This is a genomic window from Micromonospora sp. L31, from assembly GCF_052068075.1.
Taxonomy (GTDB): Bacteria; Actinomycetota; Actinomycetes; order Mycobacteriales; family Micromonosporaceae; genus Micromonospora; species Micromonospora purpureochromogenes.
The window spans coordinates 411,905-436,818 of sequence record NZ_JBQHDC010000006.1; the positions used below are offsets into that span (position 1 = coordinate 411,905).

General features: G+C 73.7%; 24 protein-coding genes and 3 tRNA genes. 10 read left to right on the forward strand and 17 right to left on the reverse strand.

Annotated elements, in window-relative coordinates:
* Nucleotides 1-10: 10 nt before the first annotated feature.
* Nucleotides 11-1,453: a 3-isopropylmalate dehydratase large subunit gene (gene leuC, locus ACTMS9_RS19345; protein WP_441165615.1), complete on the reverse strand. Its 1,443-nt coding sequence runs from the start codon at nucleotides 1,451-1,453 to the stop codon at nucleotides 11-13.
* A gap of 49 nt (nucleotides 1,454-1,502) precedes the next feature.
* On the opposite strand from leuC, the gene ACTMS9_RS19350 reads away from it, so the two are divergent.
* A complete protein-coding gene (locus tag ACTMS9_RS19350; protein WP_088963553.1) occupies nucleotides 1,503-2,189 on the forward strand; it encodes an IclR family transcriptional regulator in 687 nt (228 codons plus the stop codon).
* 670 nt (nucleotides 2,190-2,859) lie between these two features.
* Here the strand turns inward: ACTMS9_RS19350 and ACTMS9_RS19355 are convergent.
* The 4 genes from ACTMS9_RS19355 to ACTMS9_RS19370 form a co-directional block, all read right to left on the reverse strand.
* A tRNA-Glu gene (locus ACTMS9_RS19355) sits at nucleotides 2,860-2,932 on the reverse strand.
* A gap of 167 nt (nucleotides 2,933-3,099) precedes the next feature.
* Nucleotides 3,100-3,172: transfer RNA gene (locus ACTMS9_RS19360), tRNA-Glu, on the reverse strand.
* A gap of 138 nt (nucleotides 3,173-3,310) precedes the next feature.
* Nucleotides 3,311-3,382 (reverse strand) — tRNA-Gln (locus ACTMS9_RS19365).
* A 106-nt stretch (nucleotides 3,383-3,488) separates the two neighbouring features.
* Nucleotides 3,489-4,292, reverse strand: a complete 804-nt coding sequence (locus tag ACTMS9_RS19370; protein ID WP_154943356.1) for a fumarylacetoacetate hydrolase family protein — start codon at nucleotides 4,290-4,292, stop codon at nucleotides 3,489-3,491.
* A 167-nt stretch (nucleotides 4,293-4,459) separates the two neighbouring features.
* On the opposite strand from ACTMS9_RS19370, the gene ACTMS9_RS19375 reads away from it, so the two are divergent.
* Entirely contained in the window at nucleotides 4,460-5,938 is a 1,479-nt protein-coding gene (locus ACTMS9_RS19375) for a hypothetical protein (RefSeq protein ID WP_441165616.1), read from the forward strand.
* Nucleotides 5,939-5,972: 34 nt separating this feature from the next.
* Nucleotides 5,973-6,845 (forward strand): 3-methyladenine DNA glycosylase, encoded by an 873-nt coding sequence (locus ACTMS9_RS19380; protein ID WP_441165617.1) that lies wholly within the window; start codon nucleotides 5,973-5,975, stop codon nucleotides 6,843-6,845.
* A 45-nt stretch (nucleotides 6,846-6,890) separates the two neighbouring features.
* Here ACTMS9_RS19380 and ACTMS9_RS19385 read toward each other — a convergent pair whose 3' ends face one another.
* The 8 genes from ACTMS9_RS19385 to ACTMS9_RS19420 form a co-directional block, all read right to left on the reverse strand.
* Nucleotides 6,891-7,265 (reverse strand): DUF4180 domain-containing protein, encoded by a 375-nt coding sequence (locus ACTMS9_RS19385; protein ID WP_441144610.1) that lies wholly within the window; start codon nucleotides 7,263-7,265, stop codon nucleotides 6,891-6,893.
* 48 nt (nucleotides 7,266-7,313) lie between these two features.
* Complete coding sequence (arfB, locus tag ACTMS9_RS19390) at nucleotides 7,314-7,739, reverse strand: alternative ribosome rescue aminoacyl-tRNA hydrolase ArfB (protein WP_334568763.1); 426 nt, start codon at nucleotides 7,737-7,739, stop codon at nucleotides 7,314-7,316.
* Between the two features lie 9 nt (nucleotides 7,740-7,748).
* Nucleotides 7,749-8,057: a hypothetical protein gene (locus ACTMS9_RS19395; protein WP_441144612.1), complete on the reverse strand. Its 309-nt coding sequence runs from the start codon at nucleotides 8,055-8,057 to the stop codon at nucleotides 7,749-7,751.
* Between the two features lie 107 nt (nucleotides 8,058-8,164).
* Nucleotides 8,165-9,028, reverse strand: coding sequence for a S1C family serine protease (locus tag ACTMS9_RS19400; RefSeq protein WP_441144614.1), 864 nt, complete (start codon nucleotides 9,026-9,028; stop codon nucleotides 8,165-8,167).
* Between the two features lie 31 nt (nucleotides 9,029-9,059).
* Nucleotides 9,060-10,019 carry a VWA domain-containing protein gene (locus tag ACTMS9_RS19405; RefSeq protein ID WP_441144616.1) on the reverse strand — a complete coding sequence of 320 codons (960 nt, stop codon included), beginning with the start codon at nucleotides 10,017-10,019 and terminating at the stop codon, nucleotides 9,060-9,062.
* Complete coding sequence (locus tag ACTMS9_RS19410) at nucleotides 10,016-11,020, reverse strand: DUF58 domain-containing protein (RefSeq protein ID WP_441165618.1); 1,005 nt, start codon at nucleotides 11,018-11,020, stop codon at nucleotides 10,016-10,018. Before ACTMS9_RS19410 ends, ACTMS9_RS19405 begins: the two co-directional genes overlap by 4 nt.
* Nucleotides 11,017-12,066 carry an AAA family ATPase gene (locus ACTMS9_RS19415; protein ID WP_154943345.1) on the reverse strand — a complete coding sequence of 350 codons (1,050 nt, stop codon included), beginning with the start codon at nucleotides 12,064-12,066 and terminating at the stop codon, nucleotides 11,017-11,019. The genes ACTMS9_RS19410 and ACTMS9_RS19415 overlap by 4 nt, the downstream gene beginning before the upstream one ends.
* A 177-nt stretch (nucleotides 12,067-12,243) precedes the next feature.
* The gene (locus tag ACTMS9_RS19420) at nucleotides 12,244-12,774 is read right to left on the reverse strand and encodes a hypothetical protein (RefSeq protein WP_441144622.1); all 531 of its coding nucleotides are present in this window, start codon (nucleotides 12,772-12,774) and stop codon (nucleotides 12,244-12,246) included.
* Nucleotides 12,775-13,124: 350 nt separating this feature from the next.
* On the opposite strand from ACTMS9_RS19420, the gene ACTMS9_RS19425 reads away from it, so the two are divergent.
* Entirely contained in the window at nucleotides 13,125-14,108 is a 984-nt protein-coding gene (locus ACTMS9_RS19425) for an endonuclease/exonuclease/phosphatase family protein (RefSeq protein WP_441144624.1), read from the forward strand.
* Between the two features lie 43 nt (nucleotides 14,109-14,151).
* On the opposite strand, the gene cimA is transcribed toward ACTMS9_RS19425, so the two are convergent.
* Nucleotides 14,152-15,735, reverse strand: coding sequence for a citramalate synthase (gene cimA / locus ACTMS9_RS19430; protein WP_441144626.1), 1,584 nt, complete (start codon nucleotides 15,733-15,735; stop codon nucleotides 14,152-14,154).
* 367 nt (nucleotides 15,736-16,102) lie between these two features.
* Between cimA and ACTMS9_RS19435 the strand changes: the two genes are divergently transcribed.
* From ACTMS9_RS19435 to ACTMS9_RS19450, 4 genes are all read left to right on the forward strand, one after another.
* On the forward strand, nucleotides 16,103-16,663 hold the full coding sequence (locus ACTMS9_RS19435) for a peroxiredoxin (protein ID WP_210778166.1): 561 nt from the start codon (nucleotides 16,103-16,105) through the stop codon (nucleotides 16,661-16,663).
* A 1-nt stretch (nucleotide 16,664) separates the two neighbouring features.
* Nucleotides 16,665-17,195 carry a carboxymuconolactone decarboxylase family protein gene (locus tag ACTMS9_RS19440; protein ID WP_441165619.1) on the forward strand — a complete coding sequence of 177 codons (531 nt, stop codon included), beginning with the start codon at nucleotides 16,665-16,667 and terminating at the stop codon, nucleotides 17,193-17,195.
* Between the two features lie 158 nt (nucleotides 17,196-17,353).
* Nucleotides 17,354-17,812 carry a PRC-barrel domain-containing protein gene (locus ACTMS9_RS19445; RefSeq protein ID WP_441165620.1) on the forward strand — a complete coding sequence of 153 codons (459 nt, stop codon included), beginning with the start codon at nucleotides 17,354-17,356 and terminating at the stop codon, nucleotides 17,810-17,812.
* Between the two features lie 56 nt (nucleotides 17,813-17,868).
* A complete protein-coding gene (locus ACTMS9_RS19450; RefSeq protein WP_441144633.1) occupies nucleotides 17,869-18,609 on the forward strand; it encodes a tyrosine-protein phosphatase in 741 nt (246 codons plus the stop codon).
* Nucleotides 18,610-18,758: 149 nt separating this feature from the next.
* Here the strand turns inward: ACTMS9_RS19450 and ACTMS9_RS19455 are convergent, their stop codons facing one another.
* Both ACTMS9_RS19455 and ACTMS9_RS19460 read right to left on the reverse strand, forming a co-directional pair.
* On the reverse strand, nucleotides 18,759-19,856 hold the full coding sequence (locus ACTMS9_RS19455) for a branched-chain amino acid aminotransferase (protein ID WP_441165621.1): 1,098 nt from the start codon (nucleotides 19,854-19,856) through the stop codon (nucleotides 18,759-18,761).
* A 232-nt stretch (nucleotides 19,857-20,088) separates the two neighbouring features.
* A complete protein-coding gene (locus ACTMS9_RS19460) occupies nucleotides 20,089-21,120 on the reverse strand; it encodes a 3-isopropylmalate dehydrogenase (RefSeq protein ID WP_441144637.1) in 1,032 nt (343 codons plus the stop codon).
* Nucleotides 21,121-21,341: 221 nt separating this feature from the next.
* Here ACTMS9_RS19460 and ACTMS9_RS19465 point away from each other — a divergent pair, with 221 nt between their 5' ends.
* Nucleotides 21,342-22,217 carry an FAD:protein FMN transferase gene (locus ACTMS9_RS19465; protein WP_357616737.1) on the forward strand — a complete coding sequence of 292 codons (876 nt, stop codon included), beginning with the start codon at nucleotides 21,342-21,344 and terminating at the stop codon, nucleotides 22,215-22,217.
* 361 nt (nucleotides 22,218-22,578) lie between these two features.
* On the forward strand, nucleotides 22,579-22,935 hold the full coding sequence (locus ACTMS9_RS19470; RefSeq protein WP_441165622.1) for a hypothetical protein: 357 nt from the start codon (nucleotides 22,579-22,581) through the stop codon (nucleotides 22,933-22,935).
* Between the two features lie 63 nt (nucleotides 22,936-22,998).
* Here the strand turns inward: ACTMS9_RS19470 and serA are convergent, their stop codons facing one another.
* Nucleotides 22,999-24,597: a phosphoglycerate dehydrogenase gene (serA, locus tag ACTMS9_RS19475; RefSeq protein ID WP_441165623.1), complete on the reverse strand. Its 1,599-nt coding sequence runs from the start codon at nucleotides 24,595-24,597 to the stop codon at nucleotides 22,999-23,001.
* Nucleotides 24,598-24,914: the final 317 nt, after the last annotated feature.

The following is a 24,914-nucleotide window of genomic DNA, read 5'->3' on the forward strand; positions in this document are numbered from 1 at the left end:
GGCTGCCCTTCTACAGGTCGGCGGGGGCGGAGAGCCGGCCGACCACGGCGGTGGCGGCGGCGACCGGCGGGGACACCAGGTGGGTGCGCCCTCCCCGGCCCTGGCGGCCCTCGAAGTTGCGGTTGGAGGTCGAGGCCGAGCGCTCGCCGGGCTTCAACGTGTCGGGGTTCATCCCGAGGCACATGGAGCAGCCGGCGAATCGCCACTCGGCGCCCGCGTCGGCGAAGACCTTGTCCAGCCCTTCCGCCTCGGCCGCCTCCCGCACGGCCGCGGATCCGGGCACCACGAGCATGCGTACGCCGTCGGCGACCTTGCGCCCGCGCAGCACGTCGGCGGCGGCGCGGAGGTCCTCCAGCCGCCCGTTGGTGCAGGAGCCGACGAAGACCACGTCGACCGCGAGGTCGCGCAGCGGCGTGCCCGGGGTCAGCGCCATGTACTCCAGCGCCCGGCGGGCGGCGGTCCGCTCCGCGTCGGTGCCGAAGTCCTCCGGGGCCGGCACGGCCGAGCCGAGCGGCGCGCCCTGCCCCGGGTTGGTGCCCCAGGTGACGAACGGGGTGATCCGGCTGGCGTCGAGGGTCACCTCGGCGTCGAAGGTCGCACCCTCGTCGGTGGGCAGCGTCCGCCAGTAGGCCACCGCCGCGTCCCAGTCGGCGCCCCGGGGGGCATGCGCCCGCCCCTTGAGGTACGCGAAGGTGGTCTCGTCCGGCGCGATCAGGCCGGCCTTGGCGCCCCACTCGATGGACATGTTGGCGACGGTCATCCGCCCCTCCATGGACAGCGCGCGGATCGCCTCGCCCCGGTACTCCACGATGTGGCCGCGCCCGCCGCCGGTGCCCACCTGGGCGATCAGCGCGAGGACCAGGTCCTTGGCGGTGACGCCGGGACCGAGCTGGCCGGTCACCGTGACCGCCATGGTGCGCGGGCGGGCCTGCGGCAGCGTCTGGGTGGCCAGGACGTGCTCGACCTCACTGGTGCCGATGCCGAAGGCGAGCGCACCGAAGGCGCCGTGGGTGGCGGTGTGCGAGTCGCCACAGACGATCGTCATGCCGGGCTGGGTGACGCCCAGCTGGGGGCCGATCACGTGCACGATGCCCTGGTTCTCGTCGCCGAGCGGGTGCAGCCGCACCCCGAACTCGGCGCAGTTGCGGCGCAACGTCTCGATCTGCGTACGCGAGGTGGGGTCCGCGATGGTGAGCAGATCACCCCGGCGGGACCGGAAGCTCGGGTCGTCGTACCCGGTCGGGGTGTTGTGGTCCTCGGTCGCGAGCGTGAGATCGGGACGGCGAACCGGACGACCGGCCAGGCGCAGCCCGTCGAACGCCTGCGGGCTGGTCACCTCGTGCAACAGGTGCAGGTCGATGTAGAGCAGGTCCGGTTCACCCTCGGCGGTCCGTACCACGTGCGCGTCCCAGACCTTCTCGGCCAGGGTCCTCGGTCGAGTGACTCCCACCATCTGGACATCCTAAATTCTGGGAGGTAAGTTTCGGCTTGTGGGACACAGTATGAGCGGTGTCGGCGTCCTCGACAAGGCGGTGGTCATCCTGGCCGCCTGTGTCGACGGCGCCAGCCTGGCCGAACTCGTTGAACGCACCAAGCTGCCCCGGGCCACCGCGCACCGGCTGGCGCAGGCGCTGGAGATCCACCGCATGCTGGTCCGGGACACCCAGGGGCGCTGGCGTCCGGGGCCCCGGCTCGGCGAGCTGGCCAACGCCGCCCCCGACGTGCTGCTGACCGCCGCCGAGCCGTTGCTGGCCGCGCTGCGCGACGCCACCGGGGAGAGCGCCCAGCTCTACCTGCGCCGCGCCGACGAGCGGGTCTGCGTGGCCGCCGCCGAGCGGGCCAGCGGCCTGCGGGACACCGTGCCGGTCGGCTCGGTGCTGCCGATGACGGCCGGTTCCGCGGCGCAGATCCTGCTCGCCTGGGAGCCCCCGGAGGCGGTCATGCCGCTGCTGCCCCGCGCCAAGTTCACCGGCCGCACCCTCGCCGAGGTACGCCGTCGCGGTTGGGCGCAGAGCGTCGCCGAGCGGGAGGCGGGTGTGGCGAGCGTCTCGGCCCCGATCCGCGACCGCACCGGCCGGGTGATCGCCGCGATCAGCATCTCCGGCCCGATCGAGCGCCTGGGCCGCCGACCCGGCGAACGCCACGCCATGGCCGTGGTCAGGGCCGGCCAGCGCCTCTCCGGCCTCTGATCCCGCCCCCGCACCGGCCTCGCCACACCCGACCTGGCCCTGCCTCCGCTCAACCCGGCGCTGGCCTGCCCCCTGGCCGGCGCCGCCCGACCCGGGCTCGGCCCACCTGGGCTGAAAGTTGACCAAGAGGTTTGCGTCCGCAGCCGCCTCGGGCGTGACGCAAACCTCTTGATCACCGAGGCCGGCGGCCGGGGGCGACCTCGATCCGATCTCTCGGCCGGTCTGGGTAGGGGGTCGCTCGCTGTGGAGCTGATGTCGTGAACGAATCACGAGCGGACTGCCGCCGGGCCGCCGACCCCCACCGGTGATTCGTCCACGACATCAGCTCTACAGCGTCTGGGACACACCTGTGGCTCCCGCTCGGCGGGCCGACTCCACGGAACCAGTCGCTCGCCGGGCCGCCGCCTCCGCGACACGCACCGGGCGGGCCGGCACTGGCTGAGCCGCACCGGGCCGCCGCCTCCGCGACACGCACCGGGCGGGCCGGCACTCGCAGAGCCGCCGCCTCCGGCACCTGACTCACCGAACCCCCGCCCGCCGGCACCCGGCCGACGCTTCCTGAAGGCGGCTCCGAGCGCCGTCCACCGCGCAGGCGCGCACCCGGCCGGGGCCGCGGCCGGGAAAGGCGAACGACCCGCCTCGCTGTCGCGAGACGGGCCGTTCGGCGATGTAGCCCCGACCGGATTCGAACCGGCGCTACCGCCTTGAGAGGGCGGCGTCCTGGGCCGCTAGACGACGGGGCCAGGCACTTTTCCTGCTTCACCGCCCTGGTGGGCGGCACGGCTGTAGTCTAGCGGCACCACCGGCGTCCGAGGACGAGGGGGTCCGGCGGCTCCGGAAGCCCGGCAGACGAGGAGCCGGGAACACGAAACAGCCCGCCCCACCGAGGTGGAACGGGCTGTCAGCACTGTAGCCCCGACCGGATTCGAACCGGCGCTACCGCCTTGAGAGGGCGGCGTCCTGGGCCGCTAGACGACGGGGCCAGAACTTCAACTTGCTTCCCCACCCTGGCGGGTGGGGAAGCTGCACTCTATCAGAGATCATCTGCCGTCCCTCGGGAGGGACGGAGCGGAACTCCGCCAGAATCCAGCGTCCGGGATTCTCGCGAATCCGCGGTTGCGCTGGGGTACCAGGACTCGAACCTAGACTAACTGAACCAGAATCAGTCGGGCTGCCAATTACCCCATACCCCATTGGCCCCTTGCGGCGCCGGGAATGAACTTTACCCTCCCCGCGCCGGCAGGCCAAATCCAACCCCCCGAAACGCCTGTGAGCTGCGAAAACAGGGCGTCGGACGCGTCAGGCGACCGGCACCACCGGATTGGTGAGCTCGCCGATCCCCTCGATCCGCACGGTGACCGTATCCCCCTCCGTGAGCGGGCTAACCCCCGCCGGCGTGCCGGTCAGCACCACGTCGCCGGGCAGCAGCGTCATCACGTGCGAGATGTAGGACACCAGGGCCGGTACGTCGAAGACCATGTCCTTCGTCCGGCCGAGCTGGCGTACCTCCATCTCGTCCGGGTTGCGACCCACCTCGCACCGGATCTCCAGGTCGGAGACGTCCAGTCCGGTGGTGATCCAGGGGCCGATGGGGCAGAACGAGTCGAAGCCCTTGGCCCGGGTCCACTGCCCGTCCGAGCGCTGGAGGTCCCGCGCCGTCACGTCGTTGGCGCAGGTGTAGCCAAAGATGGCCTTCGCCGCAGCGGCCCGGTCGGCGCGACGGGCGCCCGGGGCGCCGATCACCACGGCCAGCTCCGCCTCGTGCTCGACCTGCTTGGAGAAGATGGGCAGCCGGATGGCGTCCCGCGGGCCGATCACCGACGTGGACGGCTTCAGGAAGAGCAGCGGCTCCTTCGGCACCTCGCTGCCGTGCTCGGCGGCGTGCTCGGCGTAGTTGCGACCGACACACACCACCTTGCTGGGCAGGATCGGCGAGAGCAGTCGGACGTCGGAGAGCGCCCAGCGGGCGCCGGAGAAGGTGACCTGACCGAACGGGTGGCCCTCGATCTCGGCGATGGTCAGGCCCTCCGGGCCCACCCCCGGCTCGCCCTCGACGACCCCGAACGACATTCCCTTGGCATGAGCAAAACGAGCGATACGCACCTGGCCAATCTAGCTCCCGCCCACGTGGTGGCACCCCGTCGACGCCGGAGGCCGCGGCGGTGTCGGCGCAGGGTAGGGGATCGGCCGGCGATCGGGGCGAGCTTCGGCACTTCGTACCCGGGCGGAGTGTCCGCGCCCCTACCGTCGGCTCCGGAGGTTCGGTTCGTATGCCTGCATCGAGACGACACCACAGGGCCCTCGCCGTGTTCGTGAACGGCCTGGGCATCCTCGCCGCCGTACCGGCGCTGCCGACGGCGACGCCCACGACCAGGGCCGAAGCGGCACCGGCGGTCACCACGCCGGCCAGCCCGCCGGCCACGGCCACGCCCACCGGCCCGGCCGCCACACCCCTGCCCACGGGTCCGGCCACGCCGATGGCCACCCCTCAGCCGGCGGGGCACGCGTCGCCGGCGGCGCCCGGGGCGGCGGCGACCGGCGCCGTGATCCCGGTGCCCCCGGGGATGCCGGCGCCGGGGATGGCCACCACCGCGAATCCGGGTTCGCCCCGACCGGCCCAGCCGGTCACCGTGACGGTGGCACCGGCCGGGACGCCGGTGCCGGGCTACCGGATCCAGCTGCGCAACGACAGCGGCTTCCCGCTCGACACCACAGTGCGGCAGGAGCTGCCGGCCGGCGCCTCGCCGACCGCGGTCAGTGCGGGCGGTCGGGCCATCCGGTCCGCCGGGAACGGCACGGCCGCGGTGACCTGGCGGCTCCGGCTGCCCGCCCGCAGCACGACGACGCTGGACACCGCCCTGGCGGCGACCCCGCCGGGCACCTCGGTGACCGCGCCGGCCTGCGCGTTCACCAGCGACGGCAACCGGCCGTACGACTGCGCGACCGCCACCTGGCAGGCCGCGGCGGCACCGGCGACCCGGGTGGAGGAGGCGGCCCCGGCCTGGCGGCGGCCGCCGATCCTGGCGGCGGCGCTGGCCGCGCTGCTGGTGATCGCCGGCGGCGGCCTGTGGTGGGGGCAGCGGGCCCGGCGGCGGCGCAGCGGCGTCGAGCCGACCGGCGCGGCCCCGACGGTCGTCGGCAATCCCACGTACGCGGGCGGCGCCGCCGCGCCCGGCGGTGGCACCGTCTACCCGCGCCCGGCCGCCCCGGGCGGGTCGGGGCGACGGCGGACGCCACCGGTCTGGATGATCGTCGGCGTGGCCGCGGCGATCCTGGCCGGGGTGGTCGTCGCCGCCGGGTGGACGGCCACCCAGCGGGTCGCCGCGATCGACACCACCAAGCAGCCGACCAGTGGCGCCTGGATGGGTCGCGGCGCCACCGGCAGCGTCGGCGTGCCGCTGCGCGAGAACGCGTTCGAGTTCACCGTCTACCGGGTGGCCTGCGAGACGGCCGGCGGGACGGGCCGCCGGTGCCACGCGACCGTCGGGGTGCGCAACCTCACCCCCGAGCAGCAGGCGTGGCACGGCGAACTCCAGCGCGCCTACCTGCCCGGGGGCAACTGGGTCAGCACCGACGAGCCGGCCACCCGGCTGGCGAACCTGGGCCGGGACGTCTTCGCCCAGCCGGTCGCGGCCGGCAACCGGGTGGTGCTGCCGCTGGTGTTCACGCTCAACGGGCCGCAGAAGCCGAAGCAGCTGGAGCTGCGCAGCGGGGTCTTCTCCGCCGGGGTCCGGGTGGACGTGCCCTGACCGGCGGCCGGGCGGCGGTCGTACCCTTGGGTCCGTGACCGCCGCCCTCGCGCCCGCCGCCCTCGACGCGGCCGACTGGCAGGCCCGCCGGGCCGCGCACGTCGCCCGGGTCGACGCGTGGCTGGCGCCGCACCTGGCCCGACGGCGCAGCGGCGGCCGGCACCCGGTCGAGGACTTCCTCTTCACCTACTACTCGCACCGGCCGGCCCAGCTGCGCCGCTGGCACCCGGGCGCGGGGGTGCTGCTACGCGACGCGGAGCCGGCCGAGTTCGGCCCGGACTACCGCGCCGACGCCGCCGGAGTCACCCTCGACACCGATCGGGTACGCGCCCGGCGCGCCGAGTCGATCGCCTGGATCCGCGACCTGCTGGCCGCGACCGCCGGCCGGCCGGCGCACCTCGGCTGCTTCGGCATGCACGAGTGGGCGATGGTCTACCGGCAGACCCAGGATGAGGTCCGGCACAACTCCTGGCCGCTGCGGCTGAGCCCGGAGCGCACCGCCGCGGTGGTCGAGGAGCGGGGCGTACGGTGCAGCCACTTCGACGCGTACCGGTTCTTCACGGCGCCGGCCCGGCCGTTGAACCTGCTCAGCCCGACGAGGGAGAGTCAGCACGCGCTGGAGCAGCCCGGCTGCCTGCACGCCAACATGGATCTCTACAAGTGGTCGTACAAGCTCTCGCCGCTGGTCGCCTCCGAACTGGTGGCGGACTGCTTCTCCCTGGCCAGGGAGATCCGGGCGCTGGACATGCGGGCCAGCCCGTACGACCTGGCCGCGCTCGGCTATCCGCCGGTGCGGGTGGAGACGCCGGAGGGCCGGGCCGAGTACGCCGCCGCCCAGCGCGGCTTCGCCGAGCGGGCCGCCGTGCTGCGCGCCCGCCTGCTGACCGCCCTCGACGCCGTCGCCTGACCGCGGCTGGACGCCCTGCCGCCAGTCAGTGGGGCGCCGGCCGGTTCACGCCGCCGGGCGCAGCCGCTCCTCCAGCTCCGCCATCGTCTCGACGAACCAGAGCTGGCGCCCTCGGTTGGACTCGGTGACGAAGTCCCGCAGGGCGATGCTGCGGGCGACGTGCGCGGAGATGTCGCCGACCACCACCACCGGCAGCCGGTAGTTGACGAACTTCTGCACCAGCTCACCGGCCACCCCGGTGCGCAGCGTGAAGAACTCGTCGGCGAGCCGCCGTACCGGCAGCACCACCAGCTCCGCCCGCTGGCCGAGCGCCTCGCCGATCACCTCCAGCGCGTCGCCGCCCCCGCACAGCCGGGGCCCGTCGGGGGCGCAGGCGAGCAGCGAACGACCGTGCAGCGTGACGAGGGTGTCGGTGGACATGCTGGCAGCCTAGGCACCGCTCCCCCGCGGGCACACCGGATTTACCGCTCAGTCCCCGTCGACCCGGCGGTCCCGCTTGCGTTGCGACTGGCGCTTCTTCTCCGCCAGCCGGCGTTCCTTGGCGCCGCGCGACGGGCGGGTCGGCCGCCGGGGCGGTGGCGGCGGCGCGACGGCCTCGCGCAGCAGTGCGGTCAGCCGCTCCCGGGCCGCCTCCCGGTTGGCGAGCTGGGCGCGGTGCTCGCTGGCGGCGATGGTCACCACCCCGTCGACCAGGCGGCCGGCCAGCCGTTCCAGCGCCCGCGCCCGCAGCGCCGGCGGCAGGCTGGGCGAGGCGGCCAGGTCGAAGCTCAGCTCCACCCGGGAGTCGGCGGTGTTGACCCCCTGCCCGCCGGGCCCGGACGAGCGGGAGAACCGTTCCCGCAGTTCGGCGGCGGGCACGATCCACCGGTCGGTCACCCGCAGTCCGTCGTCCACGCCCCGAGGCTAGCGCCCCTTCGGGGCACCGGGGGTGGCGGACGAGCTCGGCGACGGGCTGGGTGCCGGTTCCGCCCGTTCGTGGTCGGGGCCGACGGCGGCGTACGCGACCGCCCCGACGAGCAGCAGCGCGATGACGCCGACCTTGGTGGTGACGGCCCGGACCAGCAGCCACGCCGTCTTCCGGGCGCCCGGCACCGCGTTCTTGGCGGCCTTGTAGTCGGTCCAGCCGCGCTTGGCCCGGGCGTACTGCACGCCCACGCCCCATCCGATGAAGAGTCCCACCGCCAGCAGGACCGCTATGAGAGGAAGCTCCACCCACGCCAGTATCCATACTCAGCGTGATATTTCTATGGCCCGATGGTTCCGCGCCAGGAATCCGACAGTTTTACCGTTACGACCGCCGCGTCCTGGGCGCGCCCGACTCAGCCGCCTTTGCCGATGATGGTGTCGGCGGTCTGCTGCACCTGCTCGATCGGGATGGCGAACCCGATGCCGATCGAGCCGTTGCCGTCGATGGTGGCGATCGCGGTGTTCACCCCGACCACCTCCCCCCGGGCGTTGACCAGCGGCCCTCCCGAGTTGCCCGGGTTGATCGAGGCGTCGGTCTGCACCGCGCTGCGCCGGGTGGTGCCGAGGCGTACCTGGCGGTCGAGGGCGCTGACGATGCCGGCGGTGACCGTCCCGGCCAGGCCGAGCGGCGAACCGACCGCCAGCACCGGCTCACCGACCTTGGTGGAGCGCGGCTTGGCCAGCGGCAACGGTGCCAGCCCGGCCACCGCCGGCACCCGGAGCACCGCCAGGTCGCTGCCCGGCTCTCGGCCGACCACCTCGGCGGCGTACCGCCGGCCGTCGGAGAGCTCCACGGTCACCTCGCCGCCACCGCCCTTGGCCAGGATGTGGTCGTTGGTGACGATGTGCTGCTGGTTGTCGATGGCGAACCCGGAGCCGGACGCCGAACTGGCCGCGCCACCGCCGACCATCACCGACACCACGCCCGGCACGGTCTTCTGCGCCGCGGTCACCAGCTCGGCCGGCACCGGCGCGGCGGACGCCGCCGAGGGCCCCGCACCGCCGTCCCGGCCGGCCACCCAGCCACCGGCCGCCGCGCCGGAGACGGTGGAGAGCGCCACCACCGCCGCCGCCGTCAGCAGCCGGCCGCGCCAGCGTCGCCGCGACGGGCCCTCCCCCGCCCCCGGTACGTCCCACCGGGGCCGCCCGTCCGGTCCCAGCTCGGGCGAGACGAACCACGGTCCCCGGGGCTCGCCCAGTCCGGTCTGCACTGCCATGCGTGCGCTCCTCACTGTCGCTTCGGCGGGCTCAGGGCAGGCGGGAGAACCACCGCATCGACCCGGCCGCGGCGCCCATCGCGAACATCAGCCCGAGGCCGATGAACCGGGCGGAGATGTCCTGGCGTTCGGTGCGGTAGCCGACCGACGAGCCGATGTCCTCGTAGACCTTGCGCAGTTCCGCGCTGTTGCCCGCCTCGTGGAAGCCACCCCCGGTGTCCTCGGCGACCGCCTTGAGGGTCTGCCCGTCGACCGGCACCTGGATCGGCCGGCCGCCCCGGTCGACGAACCCGCCGGGAGTGCCGAAGGAGATGGTGTGCACCGGCACCTTGGCCGCCACGGCCGCGGCGGCGGCCTCCATCGGGTCCATGCCGGAGGTGTTCGCCCCGTCGGAGAGCAGGATGACCCGGGCCGGCGGTGGCTTCTTCGCCGCCGTCGAGTCCAGGCTCTTGACCGCGCCGAGCGAGGCGCTGATCGCCTCGCCGATCGCGGTGCCCTGCACCCCGGTGATGCCCTCGGCGAGCCGGTCGATCCCCTCGTGCAGCGCCTCCCGGTCCGTGCCGGGCGGCACCACCACCGCCGCGCTGCCGGCGAACGCGACCAGGCCGACGTTGAACTCGTCGGGCAGGACGTCGACGAACCGCCGGGCCGCGTGCTTGGCCGCGGCGAGCCGGTCCGGTTCCACGTCGGTGGCGAGCATCGAGGTGGAGACGTCGACGGCGACCATGACGGTGGCCCGTTCGCGGGGCACCCGCACCTCGGCCGTCGGCCGGGCGAAGCCGACCACCAGCAGCGCCAGCATGGCCAGGAAGAGACCGGCCGGCACGTGCCGCCGCCAGGCCGGCCGGGTCGGCGCGACCCGGTCGAGCAGCCGGAGGTTGGTGAAGCGCACCGCGTACCGGCTGCGCCGGCGCTGGGCGAGCAGGTAGCCGCCGGCCAGCGCGAACACGCCGAGCAGCAGCAGGAGCCGGGCGGGCGACTGCCAGGTCACGCGACACCTCCCCGGGCGGCGGCCGGCGCGGCGGCCAGGCGGCGCTGCGCGTGCACGTGCCGTACCACGTCGGCGGTCCAGTCCCGGTCGGTGCGCAGCGGCAGGTGGGTGGCGCCGGACCGGCGCAGCGCCCGGCGTACCTGCTCGCGCTGGGCGGCCGCCGCGCTGGCGTAGCGCCGGCGCAGCGCCTCGTCGCCGGTCCAGACCTCCCGCCGCCGGCCGGTCTCCGGGCAGACGAGCGTGATCAGGCCGACGTCGGGCAGTTCCAGCTCGCGCGGGTCGGTGATCTCGACCGCGAGCACCTGGTGCCGGGCGGCGAGGCGGCGCAGCGCCGGCTCCCAGGGCGTGGGCTCATCGTGGTGCTCCGGCAGGCCGTCGAGGAAGTCGGAGACCACCACGACCAGGCCGCGCCGGGTGGCGACCCGCTGCACGGCCGCGAGCGCCTCCGTCAGGTCGGGTGGGTCGGGCGGGACCGTCCGCTCGTCGTGGTCACCGGTACGCGGCGCGGCCAGCAGCGTACGGAGCACGCCCAGCAGATGGGTGCGGCCGCTGCGGGCCGGGAAGCGGCGCAGCCCGGTCGGGGTGAGCAGCTGCGCGCCGAGCCGGTTGCCGGTGCCGGCGGTGAGGAAGCCGATCGCCGCGACGGCGGCCACCGACAGCTCCCGCTTGTCCAGTTCGGCGGTGCCGAACTCCATGCTGGGGCTGGCGTCGACCAGCAGCCAGGTGCTCAGTTCCCGGTCGGCGTCGACCTCGCGGACGTGCGGCACGGTGGTGCGGGCGGTCACCGCCCAGTCCATCCGGCGCACCTCGTCCTCGCCGGGGCGGTACTCCCGGCTGCCGGCGATCTCGCTGCCCGGGCCGGGCAGCAGACCCCGGTGCTGGCCCTGGAGCAGCCCGTCCAGCCGACGGGTGACGGTCAGTTCCAGCCGGCGCAGCCGCTGGTCCCCGGCGAGGTCGGCCAGGCCCGGTCCGGCGGGCGGCGGCGCGGTGCGGCGCCTCATGCGGCAGCCAGGTCGGCGGCGTGCTCGGGCTGCCCGGTGGCCAGCACGGGCGGGGGCACCGCCTGCACCAGCCGGTGCACCAGCGCCTCGGGCGAGACCCCGTCGGCGACCGCGTCGAAGGAGAGCACCAGCCGGTGGGCCAGCACGTCGACGGCGAGATCGCGGACGTCCTCCGGCAGCACGTACTCCCGGCCGCGCAGCAGCGCCTGGGCGCGGGCAGCGGCGACCAGGCCGAGGGTGGCCCGGGGGCTCGCCCCGTACGCCAGCATCGGGGCGATCTCCGGCAGCCCGAAGCGGCCCGGGTCGCGGGTGGCGAGGATGAGGCGGACGACGTACTCGGCGAGCGCGTGGTGCACGAAGACGTGCTCGGCGCGCTGTTGCAGCCCGCGCAGCCGGCCCGGGTCGAGCACCTGGTGGGCGCGGGGCCGGTCGGTGCTCATCCGGTAGAGGATGGCCAGCTCGTCGGCGTCGCTCGGGTAGTCCACGACGATCTTCATGAGGAACCGGTCGCGCTGCGCCTCGGGAAGCTGGTAGACCCCCTCGGACTCGATCGGGTTCTGGGTGGCGAGCACCAGGAACGGCACCGGCACCGGCCAGCTCCGCCCGCCGATGGAGACCTGGCGCTCGGCCATCGCCTCCAGCAGGGCGGACTGCACCTTGGCCGGGGCCCGGTTGATCTCGTCGGCCAGCACCAGGTTGGCCATGATCGGGCCCAGCTCGACGTCGAAGCTCTCCTTCGACGCCCGGTAGATGCGGGTGCCGACGATGTCGGAGGGGACCAGGTCCGGGGTGAACTGGATCCGGGAGAAGGTGCCGCCGACGACGGTGGCGAGGGTCTGCGCGGCAAGGGTCTTCGCCACGCCGGGTACGCCCTCCAGCAGGCAGTGCCCGTCGGCGATCAGTGCGGTGAGCAGGCGCTCGACGAGCCGATCCTGCCCGACGATCACGCGTCTGACCTCGAAGAGGGTCTGTTCCAGCTCGGTGGCCGCCGCGTCGGGATCGGCCGGGCTGGGCAGGCTGGCCAGGGTGTCCGAGATGTCCGTCACGGTGCTTGCTTCCCGGGGCACCGGGCGGACAAACGTCGGAATATCACCCCCTGGCAGGCACTTTCCCACCCGGAGCGGGACGAGGCACCCGTTACCTCGTTAGCGGGCGACGACGGTGCGTTCCACACCAGACGGTGCCGACCCCCACGTGCGGGCCGGCACCGTAGCGGGCGGTGCTCAGTTGGCGACGACCAGGTGGAACGGGCGGTCGGCCGCCGAGCCACCGGAGGTCCGGGTCTGGACGAAGACCGCGTTCGGAGTCAGGTAGCGCGGCGCGACGGCCACCTCACCACCGGGCGGGACGTTACCCGGGTCGTTGGTGCCGATCGTCGCCACGTGCGCCTTCAGCACGACGTTGTAGTCCAGCAGCACCTGGTACTGCCCGGCGCCGTACTTCGTGACGGACACGACGTTGGCGGAGTGGTGCAGCAGCGTGCCGTTGGCGGCCACGACGGCGAAGGCGACGGCGCCGGCGGCCGGCGGTGCGGCCAGGGTCGCGCCCTGCCGCACCGCCGCCTTGGCCGCACGCGCGTCGGCGGCCGAGACCGGCGGCTGGGTGTTGCCGCCGGGCTGCCGGACGCCGGGCTGGCCGACCTCCGCCCCGGCCCTGGTCGTCGGCTGGGCGGCGGCGATTCCCCCGCCGGCCAGGGTGAGCGCCAGGACGCCGAGCGTCACCGCCGCCGCCCTGCGCCTGAAGAATGTGGTCATGACAGGTCTCCCTTTTTCTGACCGTGGTGATACGGCCGACCCGCATTTTCGGCGAGCCGGATGATTGCTGCGGACGAGCCGGGTTGACGAAAGCAATACACTTTCGACCGCACCTGAAACGTTGACTCCTCAACGCTTTTTTACCCGTCTTGAGCTGGGATTAATACGCTGTGTTGTGGCGCCACAACCAGGAGGAAGGTAAAACCGGAAAAAGCCGAGCGTCAATAGTCGATCAAGGCGCTCCGCATTCTTTCCGGATGGTTTCCGTAATTGTGAGAGGCGAGGGCTGCACCATTCATGAAACGGGTCGGGGGGCCTGCGGCGCGGGCGTGAGCGCTAGTCTGACGTCCATGATCACCACGGAGCCGCCGGCCCGGACCCGACCGCCGGTACGCGCCCTGCTCTGCTGGCTGGCGGTCGTGCCCGGTGCCGCCTGGGCGCTGGTCCGCCTCGCCGGGCTGGAGCGCGGGCCGCTGGTGCAGGCGGTCGCCTTCACCCCGTACGTCGCGGGCTGGAGCCTGGTCGCGCTGGTGCTGGCGCTCGCCCTGCGGCGCCGCGGGCCGGCGGTGGCCGCGGCGGTGGTGGCGTTGGCGCTGCTCGGCGCGGTGGCCCCCCGGGCGGTCGCCGCCGACCAGCCGGCGGCCGGCGGGCCGGTGCTGCGGGTGCTCACCGCCAACCTGCTCAAGGGCGGTGCCGACGCGCGGACGGTGGTGGACCTGGTGCGCCGGCACCGGGTGGACCTGCTGGCCGTGCAGGAGTTCACCCCGGCGGCCCGCGACGCGCTCGACCGGCAGGGCCTGACCCGGCTGCTGCCCCACCAGGAGCTCAATGCGGAGGTCGGCACCACCGGCTCCGCCCTCTACTCACGGCTCCCGCTCACCGAGGGTGGCTTCCGGCGCAACGCCGGCTTCCAGTTCACCCAGGCGTACGCCGTCGTGGCGGTGCCGGGGGCGCCGCCGGTGCGGGTCGAGTCGACGCACCCGGCCGCGCCCTACGCGGTCGCCGCGGTCGACGAGTGGTTCACCGACCTGCGGGCGCAGCCCCCGGCCACCCCGGACGGGCCGCTGCGCATCCTCGCCGGCGACTTCAACGCCACCCTCGACCACGCCCCGCTGCGCGCGCTGCTGGCCACCGGGTACGTCGACGCGGCCGACGCCGCCGGGGCGGGGCTCGCCGGCACCTGGGGCCCGTACGACGGCGACCTCATCCCACCGGTCACCATCGACCACGTGCTGGTCGACCGGCGGATCGCCGTCCGGTCCGTCGCCGTGCACCCGGTGCCCGGCAGCGACCACCGCGCGGTGCTGGCCGAGCTGCGCCTGCCGGCGGCCTGACCCCGGCGGGCCCCGACCCGGCCCGATCGCGCCGACGGGCGGCTCAGACCCGGGCGCGGTCCAGGCCGAAGGTGAGCGCGTCGACCAGGGCGTGCCAGCTCGCCTCGACCACGTTGGGGTGCACGCCGACGGTGGTCCAGTCCCGGCCGGTGCCGTCCGCGGTCTCCAGCAGGACCCGGGTCACCGCGCCGGTGCCGTGGCTGCCCTCCAGGATGCGCACCTTGTAGTCGGCCAGTTCGAAGTCGCGCAGCTCCGGGTAGTGCCGGGACAGGCCGACCCGCAACGCCTCGTCGAGGGCGTTGATCGGGCCGTTCCCCTCGGCGGTGGCGATCACCCGCTCGCCACGTACCCGGATCTTCACGGTGGCCTCGGAGACCACCGCGCCGTCCTCGCGGTGCTCGACCAGCACCCGGTAGGACTCCAACGCGAACGGCCGGGGCGGCGCGGCGTCCGGCAGCTCCGAGCGGACCAGCAGCTCGAACGACGCGTCGGCCGCCTCGAACGACCAGCCACCCGCCTCCAGCTCCTTGACCCGGCTGGTGACCTTCGACAGCGCCTCCGGATGGCCGGCCAGGTCCAGGCCCAGCTCGCGGCTCTTGAGCTCGACGCTGGCCCGGCCGGCCATCTCGGTCACCAGGATCCGCATGTCGTTGCCCACCACCGACGGGTCCACGTGGTTGTAGAGCAACGGGTCGACCTTGATCGCGCTCGCGTGCAGCCCCGCCTTGTGGGCGAAGGCGGCGGCCCCGGCGTACGCCTGGTGGGTGTCGGGGGCGATGTTGGCGATCTCGGCGATGGCGTGCGCGACCCGCACCATCTGCTCCAGGCAGCCCTCGGGTAGGACGGGCAGCCCGAGCTTGAGCTGGAGGTTGGCGACGACCGAGAAGATGTCGGCGTTGCCGGGGCGCTCGCCGTACCCGTTGGCGGTGCCCTGGACGTGGCGGACCCCGGCCTCGACGGCGGCGACGGTGTTGGCCACCGCGCAGGCGGTGTCGTTCTGGGCGTGCATGCCGAACAGCTCCGGGGCGATGCCGGTGCGCGCGGTCAGGTCGGCGATCGCGGCCGTCACCATGGACGGCAGCATCCCGCCGTTGGTGTCGCAGAGCACGAACCGCTCGGCGCCGGCGGCGAGGGCCGTCTCCACCACCGCGGCGCCGTACGCCGGGTCGTGCCGGTAGCCGTCGAAGAAGTGCTCGCCGTCGACGAAGACCCGCCGACCCTCGGCGACCAGGTGGGCGACGGTGTCGCGGATCATCGCCAGGTTCTCCGGGCCGGTGGTGCGCAGCGCCCGCTCGACGTGGCGGAGGTCGGCCTTGGCGACCAGGGCCACCGCCGGGGTCTCGGCGTCGAGCAGCCCGCGCACCTGCGGGTCGGCCGCCACCGGCACCCCGGCCCGGCGGGTGGCGCCGAAGGCGACCAGGACGGCGTGCCGCAGGTCCAGCTCGGTCCGCGCCCGGCGGAAGAACTCGGTGTCCTTCGGTACCGCGCCCGGCCACCCGCCCTCGATGAAGCCCACCCCGAACTCGTCGAGCAGCCGGGCCACGGCCAGCTTGTCGACCACCGAGTAGCTGAGCCCCTCACGCTGGGCACCGTCGCGCAGCGTCGTGTCGTACACCTGGAACGTCATGGGAGTGCCTTCCTCACGGACCTCGGGCGGGGGAGCAACAAAAAGACCCCCCGCGGATGCGGGAGGTCTGCGCGCTCGGCGGAGGGGAAGCCGGCGCGCTAGCTGCCAATAATCAGGACGGTGCTGGTCACGATCGCCACTCTGCCACCCCACCCCAGGTTTTGGGAGGCACAATCCACATACCGGGACGGTTACCCAGGGTGTCCAATGCCCGATCAATCACCGCGACCCGGACGGAACGCGGCGCTGGTGATCGACTTCACAAGTCACCCGGCCGCCACCAGGCGGAAACAGCGCTGCGGAAGTATCTGGAACCGATCAAGTTACCGGCCCCCGCGCCGTTGACAACCGCTGCCAAGGAGGACCCGTGCTCACTGTCGGTGACCGCTTCCCTGAGTACGAACTCACCGCCTGCGTCTCCCTGGACGCCGACAAGGCGTTCGAGACCATCAACCACAAGTCCCACGAGGGCAAGTGGCGGGTCGTCTTCTTCTGGCCGAAGGACTTCACCTTCATCTGCCCGACGGAGATCGCCGAGTTCGGCCGCCTCAACGGCGAGTTCGCCGACCGCGACGCCCAGGTGCTCGGCGTCTCGGTGGACAACGAGTTCGTCCACTACGCCTGGCGCAAGGACCACCCGGACCTGCGCGAGCTGCCCTTCCCGATGCTCAGCGACATCAAGCGCGAGCTGACCGCCGACTGCGGCGTGCTCGGCGAGGACGGCGTGGCGCAGCGGGCCACCTTCATCGTCGACCCGGACAACGAGATCCAGTTCGCCATGGTCACCGCCGGCTCGGTCGGCCGCAACGTCTCCGAGGTGCTGCGGGTGCTCGACGCCCTGCAGACCGACGAGCTGTGCCCGTGCAACTGGAACAAGGGCGGCGAGACCCTCGACGCCAACGCGCTGCTCGCCGGCGCCGGTGCCTGAGATGGGTCTGGACGCGGTCAAGGCGGCTCTGCCCGAGTACGCCAAGGACATCAAGCTCAACCTCGGCTCGACCGTCGGCACCTCGACCCTCAAGCCGGAGCAGGCCTGGGGCACCGCCCTGGCCTGCGCGGTCGCGGCGCGTAACCCGGTCGTGCTGAAGGAGATCGCCGACGAGGCGACCGCCCACCTCACGCCGGAGGCGATCGAGGCCGCCAAGGGCGCCGCCACCATCATGGCGATGAACAACGTCTACTACCGCGCCAAGCACCTGATCGGCGACGACCAGTACGCCTCGATGCCGGCCCGGCTGCGGATGCAGATCATCGCCCGGCCGGGCGTCGACAAGGGCGACTTCGAGCTGTGGTGCCTCGCCGTCTCGGCGATCACCGGCTGCGGCGTCTGCCTGGAGTCGCACGAGAAGGCGCTGCGTGGTGCCGGGTTCACCCGGGAGCAGGTGCACGAGGCGCTGCGCATCGCCGCCGTCGTGCACGCCGCCGCGGTGGCCCTCGACGCGCAGGCCGCGCTGGCCTGACCTGGTACGCCCCGGTGGGCCGGTGCCGCGACCCGCGGTGCCGGCCCACCGGCGTTGCGGGCCCCGTGGTGTGGGAGGGGTTCGGTCCGGGTACCTGTTTTCTGGACACGGAAGACGATCCCTCCACAACGACGGAAAAGTCGGGACAGGAGTTACCCATGGACAGGCTCGACCCGCACAGCACGCACGGCACCACCGAGCCGGTGCTCGACGGCGGTCAGGGAGCCTTCGCCGGGGGTGCGCCCACGGGCGCCTTCAACCCGTGGAGCTACCGGGACGAGGCCGGGGTGGCCGACGCCGACCTGGTCGGCTACAAGGTCGAGGCCACCGACGGCGGCATCGGCAAGATCGACAGCGCGAGTCACGAGGTCGGCGGCAGCTACCTGGTCGTCGACACCGGGCCGTGGATCTTCGGCAAGAAGGTCATGCTGCCGGCCGGCACGGTCAACCAGGTCGACCACGACGACCGCAAGGTCTACGTCGACCGCAGCAAGGACCAGATCAAGGCCGCGCCGGAGTACGACGAGACCAGCCACAGCGACCCGGCCTACCGGGACAAGCTGGGCGGCTACTACGACGAGAGCTACGGCAACCTCCCCCCGGGCACCGCACGCTGACCGAGGCGAGAAACTGACGGCCGGTGGGGTGACCCACCGGCCGTTACCGTGTCAGGGTGGACGCCATCGAGGTCAACCGCAGGATCCCCTTCTCCGCCATGTTCAACTTCCGCGACGTCGGCGGCTACCCCGGCCACGACGGCCGTACCGTCCGGTGGGGCCGGCTCTACCGCTCCGACTCACCGCACCGGCTCGACGGGGCCGACCGGGACGCGTTCGTCGCCCTCGGCATCCGGACCGTGATCGACCTACGGCGACCGTCCGAGGTGGAACGGGACGGCCGGGTGCCGGAGCTGGACGGGCTCACCTACCGGCACATCCACCCCGAGCACGCCGACTGGGCGCAGCGCCGGTACGAGCCGGGGGCCAGCCTGGCCCGCTACCTCGCCGACCGGTACGCCGACCTCGCCCAGACCGGCACCGCCGGGCTGGCCGAGGCGGTCGGGCTGATCGCCGACAGCGCCACCGCCCCGGTGGTCGTGCACTGCGTGGCCGGCAAGGACCGTACCGGTATCGTCTGCGCGCTCACCCTCTCGGTGCTCGGCGTGAGCGACGCCGACATCGCCGAGGACTACGCGCTGAGCAGCGAGGCGTCGGCCCGGTTCAGCGCCTGGCTGGCGGCCACCGCCCCGCAGACCGAGGAACCGCCCCCGCCGTTCCTGGCCTCGCCGGCCGAGGCGATGGCGCTCTTCCTGACCGAGCTGCGGCAGGGGCACGGCTCGGTGGAGGGCTACCTGCGCCACGCCGGAGTGACGGACGACCAGCTCACCGCCCTCCGCGACCACCTGCTCGACTAGCCGACTGCCCAGCCGATCGACTCACCGTTTGCGGCGTGTCGCGGTCTCCCGGTCGCCGGACACCGCGACACGCCGCAAGCCGCGACCGCGTGGCCCTGACCGCCGGCCACGCCGCAGCACGGCGGCGGGCCGGCGGTCGGCACGAGTGGTCAGAGGACGCGCTGCACCCAGCCGTGCGGGTCCTCGGCCTCGCCGCGCTGGATCGACACCAGCTGGTCCCGCAGCGCCATGGTCGACCGGCCCGGCTCGCCCCCGCCGATGAGGAACTCCCCGTCGGGGAAGCGCACCCGGCCGATTGGGGTGATCACCGCGGCGGTGCCGCAGGCAAAGACCTCACGCAGCCGGCCGCTGGCGGCGTCCGCCTGCCAGTCGGCGAAGCTGACCGGCCGCTCCTCGACCCGGTGCCCGGCCGCGGCGGCCAGGGTGAGCACCGCGTCGCGGGTGATGCCGGGCAGGATCGTGCCGGTCAGCGGCGGGGTGACCAGGGTGTTGTCGTCGTAGACAAAGAAGACGTTCATGCCGCCCAGCTCGTCGACGAACCGGCGCTCCACCGCGTCGAGGAAGACCACCTGGTCGCAGCCGGCCTCGATCGCCTCGGCCTGGGCGGCCAGCGAGGCGGCGTAGTTGCCGCCGCACTTCGCCGCGCCGGTGCCGCCGGGCGCCGCCCGGGTGTAGTCCGGGGAGACCCAGACGGTGACCGGCTTGACCCCGCCGGCGAAGTACGCCCCGGCCGGCGAGGCGATCACGCAGTAGAGGTACTCGTTGGCCGGGCGGACGCCGAGGAAGACCTCGCTGGCGAACATGAAGGGCCGCAGGTAGAGGCTGGCGTCCGGCCCGTCCGGGATCCACTCCCGGTCGATCTCGACCAGCCGGCGCAGCGACTCGACGAACGTCTCCGCCGGCAGCTCCGGCATGGCCAGCCGCTGGGCGGAGGCGATGAACCGGTTGGCGTTGGCCTCGGGGCGGAACATGGTGACCGCCCCGTCCGCCGTCCGGTACGCCTTGAGCCCCTCGAAGATCTCCTGCGCGTAGTGCAGCACGGCGCTGGCCGGATCCATCGGGATCGGCGCGCGCGCCTCGACCCGGGCGTCGTACCAGCCCTTGCCCTCGGCGTAGCGGATGGTGACCATGTGGTCGGTGAAGACCCGGCCGAAGCCCGGGTTGGCCAGCAGGGCGGCCCGGTCGGCGGCGGATACCGGTGCGGGATTCGGACGGATCTCGAAATCGAGCTTGTCACCACCGCTCATCGCGCTGACCTCCCTGCGGGTCGACGGCGTGCGGGATCGCACACCGAATCACTGGTGCCAGAAACTTACCCCGAACGGTCGTTCAGCGGATAGCTCCGCCCCGGCGGATCGAACGCCCCGGATGGGGCGGCGCGGGGGCGTGCGGAGCAGCGACGACGGTGGGGCCGGAAAGGCCCGGCTCCGGGTCCGGCGGACCCGGGAGGCGGACCGTGTCGAGCGTGCCGGCGGCCGGTCAGGCCACGGCGTGGGCGGCGAGCCGGTCGCCGACCTCGTCGGTGCGCAGCGGTACGCCCGGGGTGCGGTTGGCCAGCTCCACGGCGACCGCGGCGGTCACCCGCGCGGCGGCGTCGGCGTCGCCGAGCTGGTCGAGCAGGAGCGCGGCGGAGAGCACCGCGGCCACCGGGTCGGCGAGCCCCTTGCCGGCGATGTCCGGCGCCGAGCCGTGTACCGGCTCGAACATCGACGGGTACGTCCCGTCGGGGTTGATGCTGCCGCTGGCGGCGAGCCCGATCCCGCCGGTGACGGCGGCGGCGATGTCGGTGAGGATGTCGCCGAAGAGGTTGTCGGTGACCACCACGTCGTAGCGCTGGGGCTGGGTCACCAGGAACATCGCGGCGGCGTCGACGTGCTGGTACTCGGTGGTCACGTCCGGGTGCTCGGCGGCCACCGCCGCGAAGGCGCGCGCCCACAGCGAACCGGCGTGGGTCAGCACGTTGGTCTTGTGCACCAGCGTCACCTTGCGGCGCTCGCGCCGGGCGGCCCGGGCGAAGGCGTCCCGGACGACCCGCTCGACCCCGTGCCGGGTGTTCAGGCTCTCCTCGGTGGCCACCTCGGCCGGGGTGTCCCGGTGCAGCACGCCGCCGGCGCCCGCGTAGAGCCCCTCGGTGCCCTCCCGGACGACCACCAGGTCGACCTCGCCGGGCTTGACGTTGGCCAGCGGGCCCGGCACGCCGGGCCAGAGCCGCGACGGGCGCAGGTTGACGTACTGGTCGAAGGCGAAGCGGAGCTTGAGCAGCAGGCCGCGCTCCAGCACGCCCGGCGGGACCGAGGGGTCGCCGACGGCGCCGAGCAGGATGGCGTCGTGGTCGGCCAGCTCGGTCAGCACCGCGTCGGGCAGCACCTCGCCGGTGCGGTGGTACCGCTCCGCGCCGAGGTCGTAGCGGGTGGCCTCGATCCCGGGGTGCACGGCGTCGAGGACCTTGAGGGCCTGCGCGACCACCTCGGGTCCGATACCGTCCCCGGCCACCACCGCGATCCGTGCCACCTGGCGCTCCTCACCTCGTCGTTCTCGTGCACGGTACGTCCCCGTCCCGCCTCCCGGTACGCACCTTCCAACATTCGGGACATACGGATGCTCAGGAGGCTCCCAGGTGACATTCATGGTGCGGTCATGTCCGCTGCCTATGGTCGATGACGAGCGGGTCACGGGGGCCCGTGCCGGGATTCGCCGCGGTGCCGCGGCGCCGTCGGCGAAGGAGCGGTGTCATGCGGATCGACCAGCGGTACCGACCGGCCGGGACGAACGAGCAGCCCCGCACCCGGTGGGTGGACCAGGCGGCGTTCGGCCGGCGCCGGCCGGACCTGCGGCTCGGCACCAGCAGCCACCGGGTCGACCGCACCGGCGAGGCCGCCGTCGACCGGATCGCCGTCCGGCACACCGTACGCACCAGCACCGCCGAGTACTCGCTGCTGCTCAACGCCCCCGAGCACGTCGGGCGCCGGCTGGTCGGGGACGCACTGCGCGACGCCGTCGCCGAACTGCGCGCCATCGACCTCACCTACGGCCCCGGCCGGCCGGACAGCCTGGTCTCCCGGCTGCGCCGCGGCGAGATCGCGCCCGAGTCGTACCCGCCGCTGGCGGACCTGGTGGACCGCTGCGCCGCGATGCGCGCCGCCACCGACGGCTGGTTCGACGCCTGGGCCGTACCCGGCGGTTTCGATCCCGGCGGCCTGCTCAACGGCTGGGCGGTGGAGCGGGCGGCGGCCCGGCTGCGCGCCGCCGGCATCCACGACTACGCCGTGCTCTCCGGCGCCGACCTCACCGTCCGGGGTCACGCCGCGCACGGCGGGCCCTGGCGGGTCGCGGTGCACCACCCGACCGACGGGCGTCGCCCGCCGTTGGTGCTGGAGATGACGGCCGGCGCGGTGGGCACCTCCGGGGTGACGGGCCGCCGGGACCACGTGGTCGACCCGCACACCGGCGAACCCGCCGACCAGCTGGTCGCCGCCACCGTCGTCGGGCCCGACCTGGCGGTGGCGGACGCCTACGCCACCGCGCTGTACGCGGCCGGCCCGACCGGGCTGGCCTGGTTCCGCAACGGCTCGGGATATCAGGCGCTCTTCGCCCACCGGCGTCGCTGAGCGCGGCGGGGGCACGTCGGCCGACCGGTGGAGGGGGTCCACTTCGGTGGCGCGGCCGGCGGGCCCGCGATCGGCCCCCACGGTCTCGGCAACGACCGTGGGGGCCGGTCAGCGACGAGTGCGCGTGGCTCGCGCAATCGAGGGGTGCGGACCGGTCGGCCGGAACGCCTGACCTCGTCACCCGAAGACGGGCCGAACGCTCCACTCGGCCGGCGACCGCACCGGTACGCTAGCGAATCGACGCAACTCGACGCAAGAGTCTCCACAGCGGACCGTCTTGGACGGACCTCGCGTCACCTCGGAGTCGCTCGTCGGCGGGTCCGCTGCGTAAAGGTGAACGGCGGATGGCACGCTGTCCGCCGTGAGTTTCGATCTGAGCGTGTGGGCCCTGCCTGACGGGGCCACGCCGGAGGACGTCCGGGCGGCGGTGCGGCGGTGCCGCGAGGGACGCCACGGTGACCGGCACCCCGACCCACGGGTCGTCGCCTTCTACCGGGCCATCACCGCGAGCTACCCCGACCGGCCGGCCGAACCGGGTACGCCGTGGGAGGTCGCACCGCTGCACGCGGCCGGCGACCACGTCGAGCTGAACCTCGTGCCGACCTGCGAGGACCAGGTGCTGCTCGACATCGAGCGGCTGGCGGGCCAGCACGACCTGATGCTCTTCGACGCCCAGGACGGCTCGGTCTATCCGCCGCCGTCCCGCGTCGCGGGCTGACCCGCGGTACGGCGAGGGGCCCGGCCGAGACGGCCGGGCCCCCCTGCGTCGTGCCTGCCGGTACTACTCGTCGCGCAGGTCGGCGGCGCTGGCCGAGGTCGCGCCGATCGAGTCGGCCGCCGAGGTGAGCAGGTCCGCCCCGAGCGCCTGGTCGACGGTGAGGGTCATCAGCGTCTCGCCGCCGGCCTCCCGACGGGCCACCTGCATGGCGGCGATGTTGACGCCGGCCTCGCCGAGCAGGGTGCCGACGGTGCCGACCACGCCGGGCCGGTCGACGTAGCGCAGGAAGAGCAGGATGCCCTCCGCGCCGATCTCCACGTCGAAACCGTCCACCTCGGTCAGCTTGATGACGTCGCGGGTGCCGGTGTTGGTGACGGTGCCGGAGACGCTGACCGTACGGCCGTCGGGCAGCGCCCCACGGACGGTGACCAGGTTGGCGTGGTCGACCGTCTCGGCCTGCGTCGCGAGGGTCACCTCGACACCCCGCTCGGCGGCCAGGTGCGGCGCGTTGACGTAGGTGACCTGCTCCTCCACCACCGAGCTGAACAGCCCCTTGGTGGCGGCGAGCTTGAGGACCGACACGTCGTGGCTGACGATCTCGCCGCGCACCTCGACGGTGACGCTGGCGGCCACCCCGCCGGCGACGGCGGTGAAGGCCCGGCCCAGCTTCTCGGCCAGCGGCAGCAGCGGGCGGACGTCCTCGGCGACCACGCCGCCGGCCTGCACGTTGACCGCGTCCGGCACGAACTCGCCCTGCAGCGCCAGCTTGACGCTCTTCGCCACGGCCAGCCCGGCCTTGTCCTGCGCCTCGTGGGTGGAGGCGCCCAGGTGCGGGGTGGCCACCACGTTGTCGAAGGCGAACAGCGGCGACGAGGTGCAGGGCTCCTTGGCGTACACGTCGACGCCGGCGCCGGCGACCCGGCCCTCGGCGATCGCGTCGGCCAGGGCCTGCTCGTCGACCAGGCCGCCGCGGGCGGCGTTGACGATCCGGACGCCGGGCTTGACGACCGCCAGCTCCTTCTCACCGATCAGGCCCACGGTCTCCGGAGTCTTCGGCAGGTGGATGGAGATGAAGTCGCTCTCCCGCAGCAGCTCCTCCAGGCCCACCAGGCGGACGCCGAGCTGGGCGGCCCGGGCCGGCTGGATGTAAGGGTCGTACGCGATGAGCCGGGTGCCGAAGGCGGCGATGCGCTGGGCGAAGAGCACGCCGATGCGACCCAGGCCGACCACGCCCACGGTCTTGCCCTGCAGCTCGACGCCGGTGTACTTGGACCGCTTCCACTCCCCCGCCTTCAGGGCGGCGCTGGCCGCGGCGGTGTTGCGCGCGACGGCGAGCAGCAGCGCGACGGCCTGCTCGGCGGCGGAGACGATGTTGGAGGTGGGAGCGTTGACGACCATGACGCCCCGCGCGGTGGCGGCCGGCACCTCGACGTTGTCCAGCCCGACGCCGGCCCGGGCGACCACCTTGAGCCGCGGCGCGGCCGCGATCGCCTCGGCGTCGATCTGGGTGGCGCTGCGCACGATCACCGCGTCGGCCTCGGAGAGCGCGGAGAGCAGGGCCGGGCGATCGGTGCCGTCGACGTGGCGTACGTCGAAGTCGTGGGCGAGCACCTCGATGGCGGCGGGGGCGAGTTCTTCGGCGATCAGTACGACAGGATTCATCGGTCCTCGTAGACGTCGTATGCGGTCGGCCTGGGGCGTCGGGACGCCGCGCTGCGCCCTGCGCTGATCCGTGCCATGGCCGGTTAGGTGCCGGCTACGCACCTACCAGGGATCGTAGGTGGCCCGATGCCCGACGTGTCCCGGACGGCGGGGTGAGGGCCCTCACACAGGGTTGTCGCACGCTCGTCATCCCGCGTTCACCCGGCCACCCGGTGGCGCTACCCTGCTGCGCCGGCTGGCCCGGCGGGCGCCGCTCCGGTTCGGCCCGCCGCTGGCCGAGGCGTTGGTCACCCGGTCCCAGCACGTGGGCAGCCGGC